The sequence below is a fragment of the Kluyvera genomosp. 2 genome, assembly GCF_036759865.1.
GTDB classification, from domain to species: domain Bacteria; phylum Pseudomonadota; class Gammaproteobacteria; order Enterobacterales; family Enterobacteriaceae; genus Kluyvera; species Kluyvera ascorbata_B.
Genome location: NZ_JAPKIA010000018.1, coordinates 73,180 through 92,723, shown reverse-complemented (window position 1 = coordinate 92,723; position 19,544 = coordinate 73,180). Strand labels below are relative to the sequence as shown.

Here is a 19,544-nt window from a genome sequence, read left to right as displayed (position 1 = left end):
AAAGTGGCATAAAAGATGCATACTGAGGGCGACAGCGCGTATGCGCGATTTGATTAACTGGAGCGAGACCGATGAAAAAAGTCGTCACGGTTTGCCCGTATTGCGCATCAGGTTGCAAAATCAACCTGGTGGTCGATAACGGAAAAATCGTCCGGGCAGAGGCGGCTCAGGGGAAAACCAACCAGGGTACCCTGTGTCTGAAAGGCTATTACGGCTGGGACTTTATTAACGATACCCAGATCCTGACGCCACGTCTGAAAACCCCCATGATTCGTCGCCAGCGTGGCGGCAAGCTGGAATCCGTCTCCTGGGACGAGGCGCTGAATTACGTAGCCGATCGCCTGAGCGCGATCAAAGCGAAATACGGCCCGGATGCTATTCAGACAACCGGTTCCTCACGCGGAACGGGTAACGAAACAAACTACGTCATGCAAAAATTCGCGCGCGCCGTTATTGGTACCAATAACGTCGACTGCTGCGCACGTGTCTGACACGGCCCTTCGGTTGCAGGTCTGCACCAATCGGTCGGTAACGGCGCAATGAGTAACGGCATCAATGAAATTGATGGCACTGACTTAGTCTTTATTTTCGGCTACAACCCGGCGGATTCTCACCCTATCGTGGCGAATCACGTCATTAACGCCAAACGTAACGGGGCGAAAATCATCGTTTGCGATCCGCGTAAAATTGAAACCGCGCGCATTGCCGACATGCACATTGCTTTAAGAAACGGCTCAAATATCGCGCTGCTTAACGCGATGGGGCACGTCATAATTGAAGAAAATCTGTACGACCAGGCGTTTGTCGCTAACCGTACCGAAGGTTTTGAAGAGTACCGTAAGATTGTCGAAGGCTACACGCCAGAGTCCGTCGAAGACATTACCGGCGTCAGCGCGCAGGAAATTCGTCAGGCGGCGCGGATGTATGCCAGCGCCAAAAGCGCGGCGATTCTGTGGGGTATGGGCGTCACCCAGTTCTATCAGGGCGTAGAAACCGTGCGTTCCCTGACCAGCCTCGCCATGCTGACCGGCAACCTCGGTAAGCCAAGCGTCGGCGTTAACCCTGTCCGCGGCCAGAACAACGTTCAGGGCGCGTGCGATATGGGCGCGCTGCCGGATACCTATCCGGGCTATCAGTACGTGAAAGATCCGGCCAACCGCGAGAAGTTCGCCAAGGCCTGGGGCGTGGAAAGCCTGCCTGCGCACACCGGCTATCGCATTAGCGAACTGCCGCACCGCGCGGCGCATGGCGAAGTTCGCGCGGCGTACATTATGGGTGAGGACCCGTTACAGACCGATGCCGAACTCTCTGCGGTACGTAAAGGGTTCGAAGATCTGGAACTGGTTATCGTCCAGGATATCTTTATGACCAAAACCGCGGCGGCGGCGGATGTGATTTTACCGTCAACGTCCTGGGGTGAGCATGAAGGCGTCTTCACCGCGGCGGACCGTGGCTTCCAGCGCTTCTTTAAAGCCGTGGAGCCGAAGTGGGATCTGAAAACGGACTGGCAGATTATCAGCGAAATCGCCACCCGTATGGGCTACCCGATGCATTACAACAACACCCAGGAAATCTGGGACGAGTTGCGCCATCTGTGCCCGGATTTCTACGGTGCCACCTACGAGAAGATGGGCGAACTGGGCTTTATCCAGTGGCCTTGCCGCGATACTTCGGATGCCGACCAGGGGACGACCTACCTCTTCAAAGAGAAGTTCGACACCCCGAACGGCCTGGCGCAGTTCTTCACCTGCGACTGGGTAGCGCCTATCGACAAGCTCACCGAAGAGTATCCGATGGTACTGTCGACGGTGCGTGAAGTCGGCCACTACTCCTGCCGTTCGATGACCGGCAACTGTGCGGCGCTGGCGGCGCTGGCGGATGAACCGGGCTATGCCCAGATCAACACCGCCGATGCGGCGCGTTTAGGCATTGAGGATGAAGCGCTGGTGTGGGTGAACTCCCGCAAAGGCAAAATCATCACCCGTGCGGCAGTTAGCGACCGTCCGAACAAAGGCGCGATTTACATGACCTACCAGTGGTGGATTGGGGCCTGTAATGAACTGGTAACCGAGAACCTGAGCCCGATTACCAAAACGCCTGAGTATAAATACTGCGCCGTCAACGTTGAGCCAATTGCCGACCAGCGTGCCGCAGAGCAGTATGTTATTGATGAGTATAATAAGCTGAAGGCTCGTCTGCGCGAAAGCGCAATGGGCTAAGCGGACTCGTTTCAACGCCCCCATTCGGGGGCGTTTTTTTATCCTCGCATTCTCTTTATACTGCCCACTTCCTCGACCACCTACATAAAACAATGAAACGACTTTTAGCACTGCTGTGGCTCGCCACGCTGTCAGTACACGCCGAAGAGCCGGGCAGCCAGTATCAACAGGCCGCCGAGGCCGGAGACGCGCGCGCGCAGTATTATCTGGCCGATACCTGGTTTAGCTCAGGCGATTTGAGTAAAGCCGAATTCTGGGCGCAGAAATCCGCCGACGCCGGCGATGCCGACGCCTGCGCGCTGCTGGCGCAGATCAAAATCACTAATCCGGTTAGCCTGGATTATCCGGCGGCCAGAGCGCTGGCGGAGAAAGCTACCCACGCAGGTAGCAAATCCGGTGAGGTCATCCTGGCGCGAATTTTAATTAACAGCCAGGCGGGCAAGACCGACTACCCGCGCGCCATCAACCTGCTACAGCAGGCATCGATGAATACTGAAAACGACTTTGCGGTCGATGCGCAGATGCTGCTGGGGCTGCTTTACGCCAACGGCGTAGGCGTGAAAGAAGACGATGAAAAAGCCACCGACTACTTCAAAAATAGCTCGGCGCTGTCACGTACCGGCTATGCCGAATACTGGGCAGGCATGATGTTCCAGAGCGGTGAGAAAGGGTTTATCACGCCCAATAAACAAAAGGCGCTACAGTGGCTGAATCTGAGCTGTACGGAAGGGTTTGATACCGGCTGCGAGGAGTTTGATAAGTTAAGCTCTGAGTAGGTCGGATAAGGTCTCGCCGCCATCCGGCAATGTACGCAGGCTTGCCTGATGGCGCTACGCTTATCAGTCCTACAAAACCACAAAAATAACAACGCCGGGCATGCCCGGCGTTGTTGTTTCTTTTCTATTACTGATCGGCAGTTTTATCAAACTTGCCCAGCATTTCGCGCTCGTAGGCCAGCGCTTTTTTGCGGTCAAATTTGTGTTCCCACTTGGCAATCACCAGCACCGCCAGCGCATTACCGACCACGTTCAGCGCGGTACGCGCCATGTCGAGAATACGGTCAACCCCAGCAATAAAGGCCAGGCCTTCCAGCGGAATGCCTACGCTGCCCAGCGTAGCCAGCAGCACCACAAAGGAGACGCCCGGTACGCCGGCAATCCCTTTTGAGGTCACCATCAGCGTCAGAACCAGTACGATTTCCTGCCAGATGGACAGATCGATACCATACAGCTGGGCAATAAAGATAGCCGCGATGCTCTGGTACAGCGTAGAGCCATCGAGGTTAAAGGAGTAACCGGTCGGCACCACGAAACTGGTGATCGACGCCGGCGCGCCGTACGCTTCCATCTTCTCAATAATACGCGGCAGCACGCTCTCGGAGCTGGCCGTAGAGTAAGCCAGAATCAGCTCGTCCTTCAGGATGCGAATCAGGATCCAGATTTTCAGCCCGCAAATGCGCGCCACAATACCCAGAACCACCAGCGCAAAGAACAGAATCGCAAAGTGCACCAGCAGCACCAGCTTGGCCAGCGGCCACAGCGAGGCGAAGCCAAAGTTAGCGACCGTGACGGCAATCAGCGCGAACACGCCGACCGGCGCGTAGCGCATAACCATATGGGTCACTTTAAACATGGTTTCGGAAATTGAACGGAATACCGTCACCAGCGGCTCACGGTGCGTCGCGGGCAGCGAAGAGAGGCCCAGGCCAAACAGCACCGAGAAGAAGATGATCGGCAGCATATCGCCTTTCGCCATGGAGGCGATGATATTGGTCGGCACCAGCGACAGAATCGTGCCCATCAGGCCATGCGCGTGGCTCTGCACTTCTGCCGTTGTGCTCTGGTATTTCGAAATATCCACCGTCGCCAGCTGCGACATATCAATACCGGCAGCCGGCTGGAACACGTTGGCCATGGTGATACCGATAATGATCGCAATGGTCGTGATCACTTCGAAATAGATGATGGTTTTGGCGCCAATTCGCCCCAACTGTTTTGCATCGCCAACGCCGGCGATGCCGACAATCAGCGTCGAAATAACAATCGGCACCACAATCATTTTAATCAGATGGATGAAAATATCGCCAGCCGGGGACAGCAGATTCATAACCAGCCAGTCACGGCTATCGCTATGATAATGCAGATAACTACCCAGAATAATACCCAGCACGAGGGCGATGAGAATTTGCCAGGCTAAGCTGACACGTGTTTTCTTCATAACGGCAAACTTCCTCAATGAAAAACACCATGCCATACAGGAATGGTATTCACTTGAAAGGGGGTGATTTGTGTTGCGTTTACTTTTAGAGGTTTTTAACGCGCAGTATCAGTATCATCTGTACGGTGTCTCGCGCAACCCTTTCAGAACAGGGCTTTTCACTGACAAAAATCATATTACTGCTAATTTCCACCAGTGATTATTTATAAGTTTTTGTTATAAAAACAAAATTTTTCCTCCATTTTCTATAAATCCCCTTCCGTAATTATTTTCGTTCAAAGATTCAAGTGAACGTTATTTAAACAATTCCAATAATGCGTGATCTGCCGCGCAAATAGTAAACAAAGCGACACGCGCCTCTGTTATTAACTTTTATGAGACATATTATTAACATCTTACAAGGAGAAAAAAAGCATGAGCCAAATTCATAAACACTCTATTCCTGCAAATATTGCAGACCGCTGCCTGATAAACCCGGAGCAATACCTGGCCAAATACCACCAGTCAGTCACCAACCCGGACGCGTTCTGGGGTGAAGAGGGAAAGATCCTCGACTGGATTCGGCCGTATACCAAAGTTAAAAACACCTCCTTTGCTCCCGGCAATGTCTCCATCAAATGGTACGAAGACGGTACGCTGAACCTGGCGGCTAACTGTCTCGACCGCCACCTGGCAACCCGCGGCGACCAGACAGCCATCATCTGGGAAGGCGACGATGCCAGCCAAAGTAAACACATTAGCTATCGCGAACTGCACCGCGATGTTTGCCGCTTCGCCAATACCCTGCTCTCTCTGGGCGTGAAAAAAGGCGACGTGGTGGCTATCTATATGCCGATGGTGCCGGAAGCGGCGGTGGCCATGCTGGCCTGCGCCCGCATTGGTGCCATCCACTCGGTGATCTTCGGCGGCTTCTCGCCGGAGGCGGTGGCCGGTCGCATTATTGATTCCAGCGCCCGCCTGGTCATTACCTCTGATGAAGGCGTGCGTGCCGGACGTAATGTGCCGCTGAAAAGGAACGTCGATGACGCGCTGAAAAACCCGAACGTCAAAACTATCGAAAACGTGGTGGTGCTCAAGCGCACCGGCGGCAACATCGATTGGTACGAAGGCCGCGACCTGTGGTGGCATGACCTGCTGGAAAACGCCAGCGACCAGCACCAGCCGGAAGAGATGAACGCCGAAGACCCGCTGTTTATCCTTTATACCTCGGGCTCCACCGGCAAGCCGAAAGGCGTGCTGCACACCACCGGCGGCTATCTGGTGTACGCCGCAACCACCTTTAAATATGTCTTCGACTACCATCAGGGCGACATCTACTGGTGTACCGCCGACGTGGGCTGGGTTACCGGCCACAGCTATCTGTTGTACGGACCGCTGGCCTGCGGCGCCACGACGCTAATGTTTGAAGGCGTGCCTAACTGGCCAACCCCGGCGCGCATGTGCCAGGTGGTTGATAAACATAAAGTGAATATTCTCTATACCGCACCAACCGCCATCCGCGCGCTGATGGCCGAGGGCGATAAAGCGACGACGGGCACCGATCGTTCATCGCTGCGCATCCTGGGTTCCGTAGGTGAGCCAATTAACCCGGAAGCCTGGGAATGGTACTGGAAGCAGATCGGTAACGAGAAGTGCCCGGTGATGGACACCTGGTGGCAGACCGAAACCGGCGGCTTCATGATTACGCCGCTGCCGGGCGCTATCGAGCTGAAAGCGGGATCCGCCAGCCGTCCGTTCTTCGGCGTACAACCCGCGCTGGTGGATAACGAAGGCCATCCGCAGGAAGGGGCGACCGAAGGCAACCTGGTTATCACCGACTCCTGGCCGGGCCAGGCGCGTACCCTGTTTGGCGACCACGAGCGCTTTGAGCAAACCTACTTCTCCACCTTCAAAAACATGTACTTCAGCGGCGACGGCGCGCGTCGTGATGAAGATGGCTACTACTGGATCACCGGCCGCGTCGATGACGTGCTGAACGTCTCCGGCCACCGCCTTGGGACTGCAGAAATTGAATCAGCGCTGGTATCGCATCCGAAGATTGCCGAAGCGGCCGTCGTCGGCATTCCGCACAGCATTAAAGGCCAGGCCATCTACGCCTACGTCACGCTGAACCACGGCGAAGAGCCGACGCCAGCGCTGTACGCCGAGGTACGCAACTGGGTGCGTAAAGAGATTGGCCCGCTGGCAACACCGGACGTGCTGCACTGGACCGACTCGCTGCCCAAAACCCGTTCTGGCAAAATCATGCGCCGCATTTTGCGCAAGATCGCTGCGGGCGACACCAGCAACCTCGGCGATACCTCAACGCTCGCCGATCCTGGCGTGGTGGATAAACTGCTGGAAGAGAAGCAGGCCATCACGATGCCGTCATAACGACAGTTTGCCCGGTGGCACTGTGCTCACCGGGCCTACGCGAATTGTAGGCCGGATAAGACGCCAGTCGCCATCCGGCAACAGACAGCTCTAAAACAACAACAACCTGTACCTCTGGAGACTCTGTGATGAATGATCAAATTTGTCAGCAGATAGAAGATAGTGCGCATTTCAGGGAGCTCGTCGAAAAACGGCAACGGTTTGCCACCTTCTTATCGCTGATTATGTTAGTCGTGTACGTCGGCTTTATTTTACTCATCGCTTTTGCCCCTGGCTGGCTTGGCACGCCGCTCCATCCGGGCACCAGCGTCACGCGCGGTATCCCGATTGGGATCGGTATTATCGTCATTTCCTTCCTGTTGACCGGCGTCTATGTCTGGCGGGCTAACAACGAATTCGATCGCCTGAACAAGGCCGTACTGCGTGAGGTAAAAGCATCATGAAGAAAGTCCTGACGGCGCTTGCCGCCACACTTCCTTTCGCAGCCAACGCGGCCGATGCGATTAGCGGGCACGTTGAGCGTCAGCCGACCAACTGGCAGGCGATTATCATGTTCCTGATTTTCGTTATGCTGACGCTGTATATCACCTACTGGGCCTCGAAGCGCGTACGTTCACGCAGCGATTACTACACCGCTGGCGGCAACATTACAGGGTTTCAGAACGGGCTGGCGATCGCCGGTGACTTTATGTCAGCGGCGTCATTCCTCGGTATTTCCGCGCTGGTGTACACCTCCGGCTACGATGGGCTGATTTACTCGCTCGGTTTCCTCGTTGGCTGGCCGATTATTCTGTTCCTGATTGCCGAACGTCTGCGTAATCTCGGTCGCTACACCTTCGCCGACGTCGCCTCTTACCGCCTGAAGCAGGGGCCAATCCGTATGCTTTCCGCCTGCGGTTCACTGGTGGTCGTGGCGCTGTACCTGATTGCCCAGATGGTGGGCGCGGGCAAGCTTATCGAACTGCTGTTCGGCCTTAACTACCACGTCGCCGTCGTGCTGGTGGGCGTGCTGATGGTGATGTACGTGCTGTTCGGCGGCATGCTCGCCACCACGTGGGTACAGATCATTAAAGCGGTACTGCTGCTGTTCGGCGCCAGCTTCATGGCCTTTATGGTGATGAAACACGTCGGCTTCAGCTTCAATAATCTGTTCACTGAAGCCATGGCGGTGCACCCGAAAGGCGCAGCCATCATGAGCCCAGGCGGGCTGGTGAAAGACCCGATATCGGCGCTGTCGTTAGGCCTCGGCCTGATGTTCGGTACCGCTGGTCTGCCGCATATCCTGATGCGTTTCTTCACCGTCAGCGATGCGAGCGAAGCGCGTAAGAGCGTGTTCTATGCCACCGGTTTTATGGGTTACTTCTACATTCTGACCTTTATCATCGGCTTTGGCGCGATCATGCTGGTAGGGGCGAATCCGGCGTTTAAAGATGCCGCGGGCGCGCTGATTGGCGGCAACAACATGGCGGCGGTTCACCTGGCCGATGCCGTAGGCGGTAACCTGTTCCTGGGCTTCATCTCTGCGGTCGCCTTTGCCACCATTCTGGCGGTGGTTGCTGGCCTGACGCTGGCGGGCGCTTCGGCGGTGTCTCACGACCTGTACGCTAACGTCTTTAAGAAAGGCGCGACCGAACGTGAAGAGCTGAAGGTTTCTAAAATCACCGTACTGGTGCTGGGCGTGGTGGCGATTCTGCTGGGTATTCTGTTCGAGAATCAGAACATCGCGTTCATGGTAGGCCTGGCGTTCTCCATCGCGGCAAGCTGCAACTTCCCGATCATTCTGCTCTCCATGTACTGGTCGAAGCTGACCACCCGTGGCGCGATGATTGGCGGCTGGCTGGGCCTGCTGACGGCGGTGGTGCTGATGATCCTCGGCCCAACCATTTGGGTGACGATCCTCGGTCACGAGAAGGCTATCTTCCCGTATGAATACCCGGCGCTGTTCTCGATTGCCATCGCCTTTATCGGGATCTGGTTCTTCTCTGCTACCGATAACTCCGCCGAAGGTAATCTTGAACGCGAGCAGTTCCGCGCGCAGTTCATTCGTTCGCAGACCGGTCTGGGCATCGACCAGGGCCGTGCGCATTAATGTTATCCTCCCCGGCCTTCCAGGCCGGGGATCACAGTTTTATCCCCCGCAGATGAAGCCCGTCACGTTTATTCACCGGGAATACGTATCCCACTTCACAATGATTATTTCCGGGTTGTGAAGCGCCTTCCACTCCAGAATTTTTCTCCGCTTTTTTTATTATTCTGCTCCCCTTACCCACTCGCTGACGAAAAATTATTTCTATGCTCCCCTGACTAATATTATTAGCTAATAACAAAAATAGCCTTTTATTAATTCATTGTATTTATCCTACAGGAGCAATAATTCATGAAACGTTTATTCTGCGTCAGCCTGCTCTGCGCGAGCGGCCTGCTAACGGCTGCCTCCAGCTTCGCTCAGCAGGATGTCACCCTCAGAATGTCATGGTGGGGAGGGAAATCACGCCACGAAGTGATGCTCAAAGCGTTGGAAGACTTTGAAGCTCGTCATCCGGGAATTAAAGTGCACGCCGAGTATATGGGCTGGGACGGCTATCTTGAGCGCATGACCACGCAGATATCCGGCGGCCAGGAGCCGGATGTGATGCAAATTAACTGGCCCTGGTTCCCCATTTTTTCCCGCACCGGCGATGGGTTTTACGATATCAACAAACTGGGTGATGTATTCGACCTCAGCCAGTACCCGGCGAAAGAATTAAAATCCACGACCATTAATGGCAAGCTAAATGCGATTCCCATTTCGCTGAACGTGCCCGGGTTTTATTACAATACGGAAACCTGGAAAAAGGCGCAGCTCACCTACCCGCAAAGCTGGGACGACCTGTTTGCCGCTGGCAAAATATTTAAAACGCGGCTCGGCGATGAGTATTACCCGCTTATTTTTAACGATCAGGATACCTTCCTGATGGTGAACTGTTATATGTCGCAAAAGTACAATACGCCAATGTTTACCGCCGATGGTAACCACTTCGCCTGGAGCAAAGCGCAGTGGCATGAAGCCTTCAATTTTATTCAGCGTCTGGTCAACGATCACGTGATGCCCGGCCCGAAATACCTCGCCTCGTTCGGTAAATTCGATTTTATCGACAGCAAATACTGGCAGGACGGCAAATGGGCGGGCACCTACACCTGGAACGTGGTGATTCAGTACTATGCGCCAAAGCTGACGCCGCCGGCGAAGCTGGTGCTGGGTGACTATGTCATGTACCCCGGAGCCACTAACGCCAGCGCCTATTTTAAAGTGTCGTTGACCTATGCCATCAGCAAGGTAACGAAGCATCCGAAGGAGGCGGCAAAGCTATTGAATTTCTTGCTCAACGATCCGCAGGCCATTGCAGCCATCAGGCTGGAGAACGGCATTCCGTTGAGCAGCATTGCGATCAAAACGCTCACCGACAACGGCACGCTGACCAATGACAATCCGTCGGTCGCCGGATTTAACGCCGCACAGAGGTTAACGTCTGAATCAACGGCCACGTCGTGGATGGAGGATCAGAAAATGCAGTCCTTTTTCAAGGAGGCGCGACAGAATATGGACTACGGGCGGATGACGCCGGAACAGGCGGCAGATGACTTTGTGGCAAAGGCTGAGCGGTTGATGAAGCGGTCTGCGGCGCGTCATTAGCGGCGGTGATTGCCCCTCTCCCCACGGGGAGAGGGTTGATGCCGCAGTCCGCGTGATTCGCTGCCTTACGGCAACATCAGCAGCAGCGTTTTAATCTCAAACGGCGTAAACATCAGCGTCACGCTTCCCTCGACGACCGCGATCTCCTCTTCCACCTCTTCCATCAGGTTGGCAAGGTAGCAGCACGTCACGCCCGCCGGTAACCGGAGCGTTGCCGCCGCCTGCACGCCGTCAAACTCATAGGCACGCAGCACCAGCGCGCGGACGTTTTCCGCTTTTTTGACCGTCTCCAGGCACACATGCGGCGAGTCGCAGGCCACAAACGATGCGCCCTCTTCGGCCTCCTGCGGCCGCGCAGCACCCTGATACACCCGCAGCGGGTTGTTGAATAAATACGCCTCGCGGTTTACTGCCCCCACCACTTCATCGCCGCAGTGTGGGAACAGCGCATAGGAAAAACGATGCTCGCCGGCATCAGCGTTGACGCCCGGGTAGAGCTGCGAGCGCAGCAGATTGAGATCCAGCACGCCGTCTTTGGCGTAGTGCCCGTATTTACTGTCGTTCAGCAGCGCCACTCCGTAATCCGGCTGCGAGTAGTCAATCCACTTATGGGCACAAATCTCAAACTGCGCCGCGTCATAAACGTTATTGACCCTGGCGCTGCGGCGAATTTTGCCAAACTGAATGTCACAGCTTACCCGTTCACTCAGCACGTTCACCGCAAAGGCGGTGCGCAGCATTTTCTCGCGTTCATGCCAGTCCACGACGGTTTCAAAGGTCAGCCGTTTGCTGCCGGGTTGCAGGCTGATTTTCTGCGTCAGCGTCGAGCGACCATAGCGATAGTACTGCTCAACAACGGCGGCTGCGCCTTCGCGTCGGGCCGAGGTCGCGATCATCTCAAAGCACGCCGGTTCACGCTGACGGTAGGTAATGTCGATATCCCAGCAGTCGCCGCAGATGTCGTCATACACCGCCAGCCGGTTGCCGACGGTGCCAGGTTGCAGCAGCGAGCGGCCGGCCTGCTTGTCCACCAGCGCCACGATATGCCCCTGCGCATTAAACTCAACGCACAGCAGATCGTTTTCCAGCCGCTGCGGCTGCGCCACCGCCTGCGGAAGCGCCGCAGACACGGTGGGTTCAACGATCCGATAACCAAATGCCGGTACCGCCACGCGTGCGGGCTGGCCCGCCAGCATCAGCCACTCTTCGCGATCGAAACCGCTCAGATTATGAATGACGAACGCATCGGGCCGCTCGCCTGCGCGCGCAAGGCCATCGCCGATGAATTGTTCCACCTGCGCCAGCAGCGCCTCATAGCGGGCGACAGATTCGTCGTACACGCGCTTGATGGATGAGCCCGGCAGAATATCGTGGAACTGGTACAACAGCGCTTCTTGCCAGATAGCCTCAAGCTGCGCCGTTGGGTACGCCGTTTCATCGTGCAGCCAGCGGCGGCTGGCGACAAACTCCAGCTCGCGCAGCGCATTTTCCAGCTTACAGTTAAACCACTTGTTGCGCGCCTGCGTTGTCAGCGTGCCCTGATGCTTCTCCAGATACAGCTCGCCGTGGTAATGCGGATAGCGCTCGCAGCGCTGGGCAATATGCTGGAAGAAGTCGATCGCGTAGCCCTGCTTCACCGGCGCGATACCGCTGAGGTTTTTGATTCGCCGCAGCCGCGCCAGATGCTCTTCGCCAGGGCCCCCGCCGCCGTCGCCAATACCAAACAGCATCAGCGCCTGGTCGCAAACGGCCGCTTCACGGTAGGCCGTTTCAATACGCCGAATGCTACGCGGCGCGGCTGGGCCGTTGTAGGTCTCTTCCGGCAGCATATGCGCCAGCACGCTGCTGCCGTCAATTCCGTGCCAGATAAACGTATGGTGGGGAAAGGCGTTATGCTCATTCCACGACAGCTTCTGCGTCATAAAGTAGTCAACGCCAGACTTGCGCATAATCTGCGGTAGGTTGGCATTGTAGCCAAACACATCGGGCAGCCAGAGCATCCGCGTCGTCTGGCCAAATTCACGCTGAAAGAACTGGCGCCCGTAGAGAAACTGACGCACCAGCGACTCACCGCTGGGCACGTTCGTATCCGCCTCTACCCACATGTCGCCCTGAATCTCAAAACGCCCTTCTCGCACCTGACGCTGCACGCGCGCATACAGCTGCGGGTAGCCCTCCTTCACCCACTGAAACAGCTGCGGCTGGCTGGCGCCAAAATGGTAGTCCGGATCGTCGGCTAGCTGTGCCAACGCCGTCGCGAAGGTGCGCGCGCCCTTGCGTTTGGTTTCCCGGATCGGCCATAGCCAGGCAAGATCGATATGCGCATGGCCGATCCCCACCACGCTGACCGTCGGATCGCCGCCACGCTTATTTAGCTCTACCGCCAGCGCCCGCCGGCAGGCCGCAATCGCTTCATCATCGTAGCGGGACAGACCGTTAAGCGCCTCGCTCAGGCAGGACAACACGCGCTTGAAGCGGGCGCAAGCGCGATCCAGACAGCCCAGCAGATCGGCCAACACCCAGGCATCGTAGTAAAGATCGCGCAAAGCCGCATTGCAGGTGGCAATATGCGCCTGTGCCAGCACGCCGCTGCGCAGCGATCCAAAGAGATCGTTACAGGCCAGATCCAGCCACAGATCGACCTCTCGCCGCCCCTCCAGCGGCAACACCACTTTCCCCGCCTGGCCAAGACTGGGCTCAAAGGTGGAGTCGACGTTGGTCAGCCCCCGCAGCGGCGTGCCATCGCTCGCCACCACCAGCGCTTCGCCGCCGCAGTCGAACAGCACCACCGCCTCTTCCACCTTCACACCGTCCGGCACCACGCCGCGCACGTTCACCCATGCACAGTCCCACAGCGCTCCCCAGCGTTCTCCGAGGTGAAATTCATGCGGCTCGCCCTGTTCACGCCGGGCAAAAGGCACCGGTTCTGGCGTCAAAAATCCATTTACCGTTAATTCACACACCGGCGTATAGATCGCCATTTTTATTTGTTGAATTTGATAATCAATATCACGCAGTAATTTATCATCGAAGCTGAGCATGCAATATTCCTTTATAGGCGAAGGGCGGGCGGAAAGATAAATAAAGCGCAGGTAGTAGATAAGTTATGAATATTGAAATCCGTGACTCGCGACAAAAACAGAAAAATAAGAAGGTAAATATTTAATACCTATTTATTTAATAAATAATTAATACTCAATATATTTTCATGCTCAACTCCATCCTATTTATCCCTTAAGATTCATCTTGCATAAGATCACATTATTCACCGCAGCAGGTGATAAGCATCACGATTGCTTTATAAAAAAGAATGACGATGATCACTTTAAATTTTTAATCTCTGTGACCAGTACCTCATTTTCATCGTCGATGCGCCATAACGCGGCCTGAGCATGCCGCCGACGCGCGACATTTCAGGTCTCACTTTTTATGCTTAGCTCATTCGGACTCGGTCAGGCTGCGCGCAAAGCGGGCCAGGCGTTGAGGGCTTAACAGCAGCGGCAAAAACAGAGGGCTGCCCGCGGGCGGCGACGTTAGCCAGCGTTCCAGCGTGTCGACATAGTGCAAAAGCTGGTTTTGATGCTGGCGCAGCGTATCGGCAGGCAGCGCGTTATCGCCGTAGCGGTCGCGCCAAAGCAGGTCAACGGTGGCCCCGGCTACCCGGGAGAACATCTGGCTGTAGATTTCCGCATTGCGCCAGGCGGCGTGCAAAATCTCCAGCGAATCGTCAGGGCAGGTTATGCGTGGCAGTAGCTCACGCAGCGTCTGCACCGCGTTGGCAGCAAGGAAGCAGGCGGCTTCCTTTTCAAGGCTAATCAGCTGGCGCTGCTCCTGGCCTAAGGCCGGATCGTCGGCCGGAATCAGCGGCTGCCAGGCCTGAAGCCAGTTGGCGCTGCGGGTGTCCATATGTAGCACCTGCTGCGCCTGGGAAATACCGTCCGGTACCTGGCTCTGATAATGCAGGCGGCGGCCCAGCAGGTTGGGCGTTTTACACAGCCAGTCGTAGCTGGAAGGAAACAACGCCGCCAGCCGCTGCCGGTCCTGCGGCGTGCGAAAGCGCAGCTGTCGCTGCTCGACCCAGCGGTCGAACACCGACGCCGTCGCGCCGTCCGTGACCTGGTTCGCGGCCATCAGGCCAATCAAATTGATGCTGTTTGCCGAGTCCATGACCCGGCTGTCGGGCATCCACTGCCAGCTCACGCGGGAGGTAATCGCCTCCACTTCGTTGCCGGTGGCGCTGATGGCCCAGCTCAGACGACCGCTGATTTCATCGGCCAGGTAGCACGGTAGCGCCGTCCAGCCGTAGCCGGTGCCGACCAGATCGTATTCGATCCACTTTTTGTGGCCGGGCAGCCCGACGATGTGCGGATGGTTAGCAAAACCAGGATGGTAGTCAATTTCGGTGGCTTTGACGGCGGCACGAACGTCATCCGGCAGCGCGGAGAGCACCGTCGCCAGCTGCTGGCGCGGCCAGCTGTCATCAATAAAGTCGCGCAGCACCAGCTTTTTACCGTGGCTGCGCAGCTGGCTCCAGACACTGTAAAGCCCCTGCTGCCAGCCCGCGGTCTGGAAGGCTGGCGTCGTCAGGCCAAGCACCACGCCGCTGAGATGCGGTAGCGCCGGAAGAAGCGGGGAAAATATTGCCGCATAAAAATGTGGCCAGAAATCCGGTGAGCTTTTTTCGTCGAACGTTAATTCCGGGAATTTACGCTTGATGATGTCGTCCGTCGGCGCGGCCTCACCCTGAAGCCAGAAGGAGAGATTATTTTCCGCCAGATAACGATCGACGCGTTTTAAATACTGCAACGCGTAATTTTGTTGATGAATAAGGTTCTCGACGTTCAGCTTCTGACTCAACGGCGAGGGCGTAGCCAGAATAGAAAGCAGTTCCTGTTGGTGCAGGATGATACCGGTGAAACCATGCTGTTTCGCACTTTTAACACCCTGAATAAACCAGGGCCAGTTCCAGATAAAAGTGCTATTCAGCTCCATCAGCTGATGTGGAATACGTTTCATCGCCCTCACCCTGCAAATAAATATGTGCTTATCATAATCGAGGATGTCATGAAAAAATATGCGCTGGTCGGTACCGGGGGTCGTGCGGGTCTGTATATTTCCGCCATTGGCGGACAGTGGCGTGAGAATGCGAAAATGGTCGCCTTTTGCGATACCAATCAGACGCGCATGAACTACGCCAACCAACTGTTGCAAAAAGAAGGCGCCGAGCCGGTTTCGACCTGGAAAGCGGCACAGTTTGAAGAGATGATCCGCGAAACGCGTCCGGATATCATCATCGTCACCACCATGGACCGCACCCACGATGATTACATCGTCCGCGCGCTGCATGCGGGCTGCGACGTGATCACCGAAAAGCCGATGACCATCGATGAAAAGCGCGCGCTGCGTATTCTCGACGCGATTGAAGAGACCGGGCATTCCGTCCGCGTAGCGTTCAACTACCGCTACGCGCCACACCATAGCAAAGTGCGCGAACTGCTGATGCAGGGCGTGATTGGCAACGTGACCTCGGTGCACTTCGAGTGGCTGCTCAACACCGAACACGGCGCAGACTACTTCCGCCGTTGGCACCGAGAAAAACGCAACAGCGGCGGCCTGCTGGTGCATAAATCCACCCATCATTTCGACCTGATGAACTTCTGGCTAGCGAGCTACCCTGAGCGCGTTTACGCCGAAGGCAGCCTGCAATTTTACGGCAAAGAGAACGCCGAAAAACGCGGCGTAACCCAGTTCTATCCACGCACCCACGGCTACGCGGAGGCCAAAGATGATCCGTTTGCGCTCAACATGGCGGACAACGCTCAACTGAAGGCGCTGTACCTCGACGCCGAGCATGAAGATAACTACTTCCGCGATCAGAGCGTGTTCAGCGACGGCATCACCATCGAAGACACCATGTCGGTGCTGGTGAAGTATCAGAACCAGGTGCAGCTCACCTATTCACTGAACGCCTACCTGCCGTGGGAAGGGTTGAACGTGGTCTTCAACGGTACCGAAGGCCGTCTGGAGATGAAAATCGTCGAGAAATCCTACGTTAACGCCGGTGGTAAACGCGAGAACGAAGGCAGCCTGGAACAGTGTGATATCACCGTGTTCCCGATGTTTGCCGAACCGTGGAAAGCCGAGTTCAGCCTGGGCGAAGGCGGCCACGGCGGCGGCGATAACGCCATGCTGGCCGACCTGTTCGGCGAGCCGGGCAATGACCCATTACAGCGCGCAGCCGACCATCGCGCGGGGGCCATGTCCATCCTCACCGGTATTGCGGGCAACATCTCCATGCAGCAGCAGCGCCCGGTGAACTTTAAGGAGTTTGAGCTGGTTTCCCGTCTGGCGAAACGCTAAGCGTTTCATTCCGGCGCGGCCCGTACCGCGCCGGAGCGACCGGTCAGTATTTTGCAGTTACTCACCTGTTTAATAACATGATTTCTGGCTCTGTCCCGGAGACAATAATGAATAAACTCGTTTCAGGTGTTATCGCATCGCTGTTATTTTCCTGTACCGCTACCTGGGCCCAGCAGCCCGTTGAACTGCGTATGTCGTGGTGGGGGGGCAACAGCCGCCACCAGGCTACCCTTAAGGCGCTCGAGGCCTTCGAGAAAAAATACCCCGATATCAAAGTAAAGGCCGAATACACCGGCTGGGACGGCCATCTCTCACGCCTGACCACACAAATCGCAAGCGGCACCGAGCCGGACGTGATGCAGACCAACTGGCCGTGGCTGATTATTTTCTCCAAAAATGGCGAAGGCTATTACGATCTTAACAAACTGAAAGACCAACTCGATTTAAGCCAGTATCAGGCGAAAGATCTGCAGTCCACGACCGTGAAAGGCAAACTTAACGGCCTGCCTATCTCGGTCAACGCGCCGGTCTTTTACTACAACGACGTCTCCTGGAAAAAGGCCGGGCTGGCCTATCCGAAAACCTGGGATGAGCTGTTTGCCGCCGGAAAAGTGTTCCAGCAAAAGCTGGGCGACAACTACTACCCGTATGCCATGGTCGACCAGGACGTTATTTTGCTGTTGAACGCCTACATGATGCAGAAATACCAAAAGCCGATGTTCGATAACGACGGCAAGTTTACCTGGGATGACGCGCAGTGGGCCGAAGCGTTTAGCTTTGTGAAGCGCCTGAGCGACGATCGGGTGGTGCCTTCACCCAAGAAGCTTTCGTCATACGGCAAAGGCAATCTGTATGAAATGAAGCCATGGATTGCCGGAGAATGGGGCGGCACGTTCACCTGGAATATCTCCATCCGCATGTACATCAATAACCTGACGCCCCCTGCCCATCTGGTGCTGGGGGATTACGTTATGCAGCCTGGCACAACCGAATCCGGCGTCTACTTTAAAACGGCGCAAATGTTCTCAGTGGCCAAATCGACCCGCCATCCAAAAGAGGCCGCCATGCTGGTCAATTTCCTGCTTAATGACCCGCAGTCTATTGCAGTGCTGGGGCTGGAGCGCGGTATTCCGCTCAGCAAAGCAGCAGAAACGTTGCTAACACAACAAGGGGTTATTGACCCGAACGATCCGGTGGTGGCGGGACTACGCCAGGCTCAGGCGCTGCCGACGACGGTTGTCGCCACGCCGTATATTGAAGATTTACAGGTTGTCGATCAGTTCATGTCCGCACGCGAGAAGCTCGATCAGGGCAATCAAACGCCTGCTCAGGTGGCCGCCGATTTCCGCCAGCAGGTGGAGCGTATCGTTCGGCGTTTGAACCGCGGAGCCTGATGGTGCCGCGCTTACCCGGCCTACCACGTCGAATGTAGGCCGGGTAAGCGTACGCGCCACCCGGCCTACCACGTCGAATGTAGGCCGGGTAAGCGTACGCGCCACCCGGCAAAATTCACCACCGAGGCCTAGAACATAATCCAGCCAACCAGCGGAGCAACCAACACCATCACCACGCCGGAAAGCATCATCACCAGGCTTGCCACAACCCCTTCCTGCGGGCCAAGCTCATAGGATCGCGCCGTACCGGCGCCGTGCGATGCCGCGCCAAATCCGGCCCCTTTGGCCATTCCTTCGCGAATCGCGAGCCGCAGAAAAAGGACGTCGCCAATCGCCATACCAAATACGCCGGTCACAACGACAAACAGTGCCACCAGCTCCGGCTGGCCACCGAGCGATTTCGCCGCCGCCAGCGCAAACGGCGTGGTGATTGAACGCACCGCCAGGCTGCGCTGAATTTCATCCGACAGCGTAAACAGCCGCGCCAGCCACACGGAACTGGTCACCGCCACCACCGTTGCCGTCACCACCCCGGCGGAAAGCGACATCCAGTGGCGTTTGATAATCGCCAGATTATCGTACACCGGCACCGCAAACGCGATGGTCGCCGGCCCCAGCAGCCACAGCAGCCAGTGCGCCTCGCCCATGTAGTTCTGGTAGGAGATATGACCAAACACCAACATCAGCACCAGCAGTACCGGCGTGAGCACCAGCGGCATCAGCGGCAGCTTACGAAAGCGGCGATACAGGCGCTTATTGGCAAAGTAAAGTACCAGGGTAATCACCAGGCATAACACGCTCAGCTGAAAGTTACTCATGGCGCATCCGCTTCAGTTCGTAGCGATAAACCTTATCGACCACCCACGCGGTCGCCCCTAGCACCATCATCGTGCTCAGCGCGATGACAAGAAAAATACGCCAGCCGTCGACCATCAGCAGCTGAGCGTAATTCACTACCGCCACAACCGCCGGCACGAAAAACAGCAGCATCTCCGCCAGCAGCCAGCGCGACCCGGCACGCACCCACTTCAGCGGCACCACGTGGCAGACAATCAGCGCCAGCAGCAGCATCATACCCACCAGGTTGGCGGGCAGCGGCAGATGCCACCAGCGCACCAGATATTCAGCAAAAACAAACAGTCCTGCGTACAGCACAACCTGTACCGGCACCTGCAGACGGTTTAACACGGAGGGCACAACGCGCCCTAAGGCCTCAGCCATGGAGGGATGTCCAGAAAAAATCACAGGCGCACAGTATAGTGAGGCAACGATGATGACAGAAATGAATTAAACTCATCGGTAGCATAG

The 19,544-nt window shown here is 56.2% G+C and carries 13 protein-coding genes; 8 read left to right on the top strand and 5 right to left on the bottom strand.

The genetic code is table 11. The features are described 5' to 3' along the window. The first annotated feature begins 71 nt into the window (after window positions 1–71). Together fdhF and V6942_RS18795 are read left to right on the top strand one after the other, a co-directional pair. Window positions 72–2,219, top strand: coding sequence for a formate dehydrogenase subunit alpha (fdhF, locus tag V6942_RS18800; protein WP_106928504.1), 2,148 nt, complete (start codon window positions 72–74; stop codon window positions 2,217–2,219). 92 nt (window positions 2,220–2,311) lie between these two features. Further along, the gene (locus tag V6942_RS18795) at window positions 2,312–2,995 is read left to right on the top strand and encodes a tetratricopeptide repeat protein (RefSeq protein WP_333501655.1); all 684 of its coding nucleotides are present in this window, start codon (window positions 2,312–2,314) and stop codon (window positions 2,993–2,995) included. 127 nt (window positions 2,996–3,122) lie between these two features. On the opposite strand, the gene gltP is transcribed toward V6942_RS18795, so the two are convergent. Beyond that, window positions 3,123–4,436 (bottom strand): glutamate/aspartate:proton symporter GltP, encoded by a 1,314-nt coding sequence (gene gltP, locus V6942_RS18790; protein WP_333501654.1) that lies wholly within the window; start codon window positions 4,434–4,436, stop codon window positions 3,123–3,125. Between the two features lie 414 nt (window positions 4,437–4,850). Between gltP and acs the strand changes: the two genes are divergently transcribed. The 4 genes from acs to V6942_RS18770 all read left to right on the top strand — a co-directional run bounded on the left by acs (window position 4,851) and on the right by V6942_RS18770 (window position 10,482). Beyond that, window positions 4,851–6,809 carry an acetate--CoA ligase gene (acs, locus tag V6942_RS18785; RefSeq protein ID WP_333501653.1) on the top strand — a complete coding sequence of 653 codons (1,959 nt, stop codon included), beginning with the start codon at window positions 4,851–4,853 and terminating at the stop codon, window positions 6,807–6,809. A 128-nt stretch (window positions 6,810–6,937) separates the two neighbouring features. Beyond that, the gene (locus V6942_RS18780; RefSeq protein WP_106928512.1) at window positions 6,938–7,252 is read left to right on the top strand and encodes a DUF485 domain-containing protein; all 315 of its coding nucleotides are present in this window, start codon (window positions 6,938–6,940) and stop codon (window positions 7,250–7,252) included. Continuing rightward, on the top strand, window positions 7,249–8,898 hold the full coding sequence (gene actP / locus V6942_RS18775; protein ID WP_035895955.1) for a cation/acetate symporter ActP: 1,650 nt from the start codon (window positions 7,249–7,251) through the stop codon (window positions 8,896–8,898). The genes V6942_RS18780 and actP overlap by 4 nt, the downstream gene beginning before the upstream one ends. Window positions 8,899–9,186: 288 nt before the next feature. After that, window positions 9,187–10,482 carry an ABC transporter substrate-binding protein gene (locus V6942_RS18770; protein WP_333501652.1) on the top strand — a complete coding sequence of 432 codons (1,296 nt, stop codon included), beginning with the start codon at window positions 9,187–9,189 and terminating at the stop codon, window positions 10,480–10,482. A gap of 65 nt (window positions 10,483–10,547) precedes the next feature. Here V6942_RS18770 and V6942_RS18765 read toward each other — a convergent pair whose 3' ends face one another. Then, a complete protein-coding gene (locus V6942_RS18765) occupies window positions 10,548–13,523 on the bottom strand; it encodes an alpha-mannosidase (protein WP_333501651.1) in 2,976 nt (991 codons plus the stop codon). A 397-nt stretch (window positions 13,524–13,920) separates the two neighbouring features. Then, a complete protein-coding gene (locus V6942_RS18760) occupies window positions 13,921–15,498 on the bottom strand; it encodes a hypothetical protein (RefSeq protein WP_333501650.1) in 1,578 nt (525 codons plus the stop codon). Between the two features lie 48 nt (window positions 15,499–15,546). Between V6942_RS18760 and V6942_RS18755 the strand changes: the two genes are divergently transcribed. Both V6942_RS18755 and V6942_RS18750 read left to right on the top strand, forming a co-directional pair. Beyond that, entirely contained in the window at window positions 15,547–16,842 is a 1,296-nt protein-coding gene (locus V6942_RS18755) for a Gfo/Idh/MocA family protein (protein ID WP_106928520.1), read from the top strand. A gap of 104 nt (window positions 16,843–16,946) precedes the next feature. Further along, window positions 16,947–18,236, top strand: coding sequence for an ABC transporter substrate-binding protein (locus V6942_RS18750; protein WP_420107858.1), 1,290 nt, complete (start codon window positions 16,947–16,949; stop codon window positions 18,234–18,236). Window positions 18,237–18,364: 128 nt separating this feature from the next. Here V6942_RS18750 and V6942_RS18745 read toward each other — a convergent pair whose 3' ends face one another. Together V6942_RS18745 and V6942_RS18740 are read right to left on the bottom strand one after the other, a co-directional pair. Then, the gene (locus V6942_RS18745) at window positions 18,365–19,054 is read right to left on the bottom strand and encodes an LrgB family protein (protein WP_106928524.1); all 690 of its coding nucleotides are present in this window, start codon (window positions 19,052–19,054) and stop codon (window positions 18,365–18,367) included. Continuing rightward, entirely contained in the window at window positions 19,047–19,457 is a 411-nt protein-coding gene (locus tag V6942_RS18740) for a CidA/LrgA family protein (RefSeq protein ID WP_106928525.1), read from the bottom strand. Before V6942_RS18740 ends, V6942_RS18745 begins: the two co-directional genes overlap by 8 nt. Window positions 19,458–19,544 lie beyond the last annotated feature (87 nt).

Excerpts from the sequence above, each read along its gene's own strand:
- V6942_RS18795 (WP_333501655.1), top strand. The coding sequence starts at position 2,312 with ATGAAACGACTTTTAGCACTGCTGTGGCTCGCCACGCTGTCAGTACAC.
- gltP (WP_333501654.1), bottom strand. The coding sequence starts at position 4,436 with ATGAAGAAAACACGTGTCAGCTTAGCCTGGCAAATTCTCATCGCCCTC.
- acs (WP_333501653.1), top strand. The coding sequence starts at position 4,851 with ATGAGCCAAATTCATAAACACTCTATTCCTGCAAATATTGCAGACCGC.
- V6942_RS18780 (WP_106928512.1), top strand. The coding sequence starts at position 6,938 with ATGAATGATCAAATTTGTCAGCAGATAGAAGATAGTGCGCATTTCAGG.
- actP (WP_035895955.1), top strand. The coding sequence starts at position 7,249 with ATGAAGAAAGTCCTGACGGCGCTTGCCGCCACACTTCCTTTCGCAGCC.
- V6942_RS18770 (WP_333501652.1), top strand. The coding sequence starts at position 9,187 with ATGAAACGTTTATTCTGCGTCAGCCTGCTCTGCGCGAGCGGCCTGCTA.
- V6942_RS18765 (WP_333501651.1), bottom strand. The coding sequence starts at position 13,523 with ATGCTCAGCTTCGATGATAAATTACTGCGTGATATTGATTATCAAATT.
- V6942_RS18760 (WP_333501650.1), bottom strand. The coding sequence starts at position 15,498 with ATGAAACGTATTCCACATCAGCTGATGGAGCTGAATAGCACTTTTATC.
- V6942_RS18755 (WP_106928520.1), top strand. The coding sequence starts at position 15,547 with ATGAAAAAATATGCGCTGGTCGGTACCGGGGGTCGTGCGGGTCTGTAT.
- V6942_RS18745 (WP_106928524.1), bottom strand. The coding sequence starts at position 19,054 with ATGAGTAACTTTCAGCTGAGCGTGTTATGCCTGGTGATTACCCTGGTA.
- V6942_RS18740 (WP_106928525.1), bottom strand. The coding sequence starts at position 19,457 with ATGGCTGAGGCCTTAGGGCGCGTTGTGCCCTCCGTGTTAAACCGTCTG.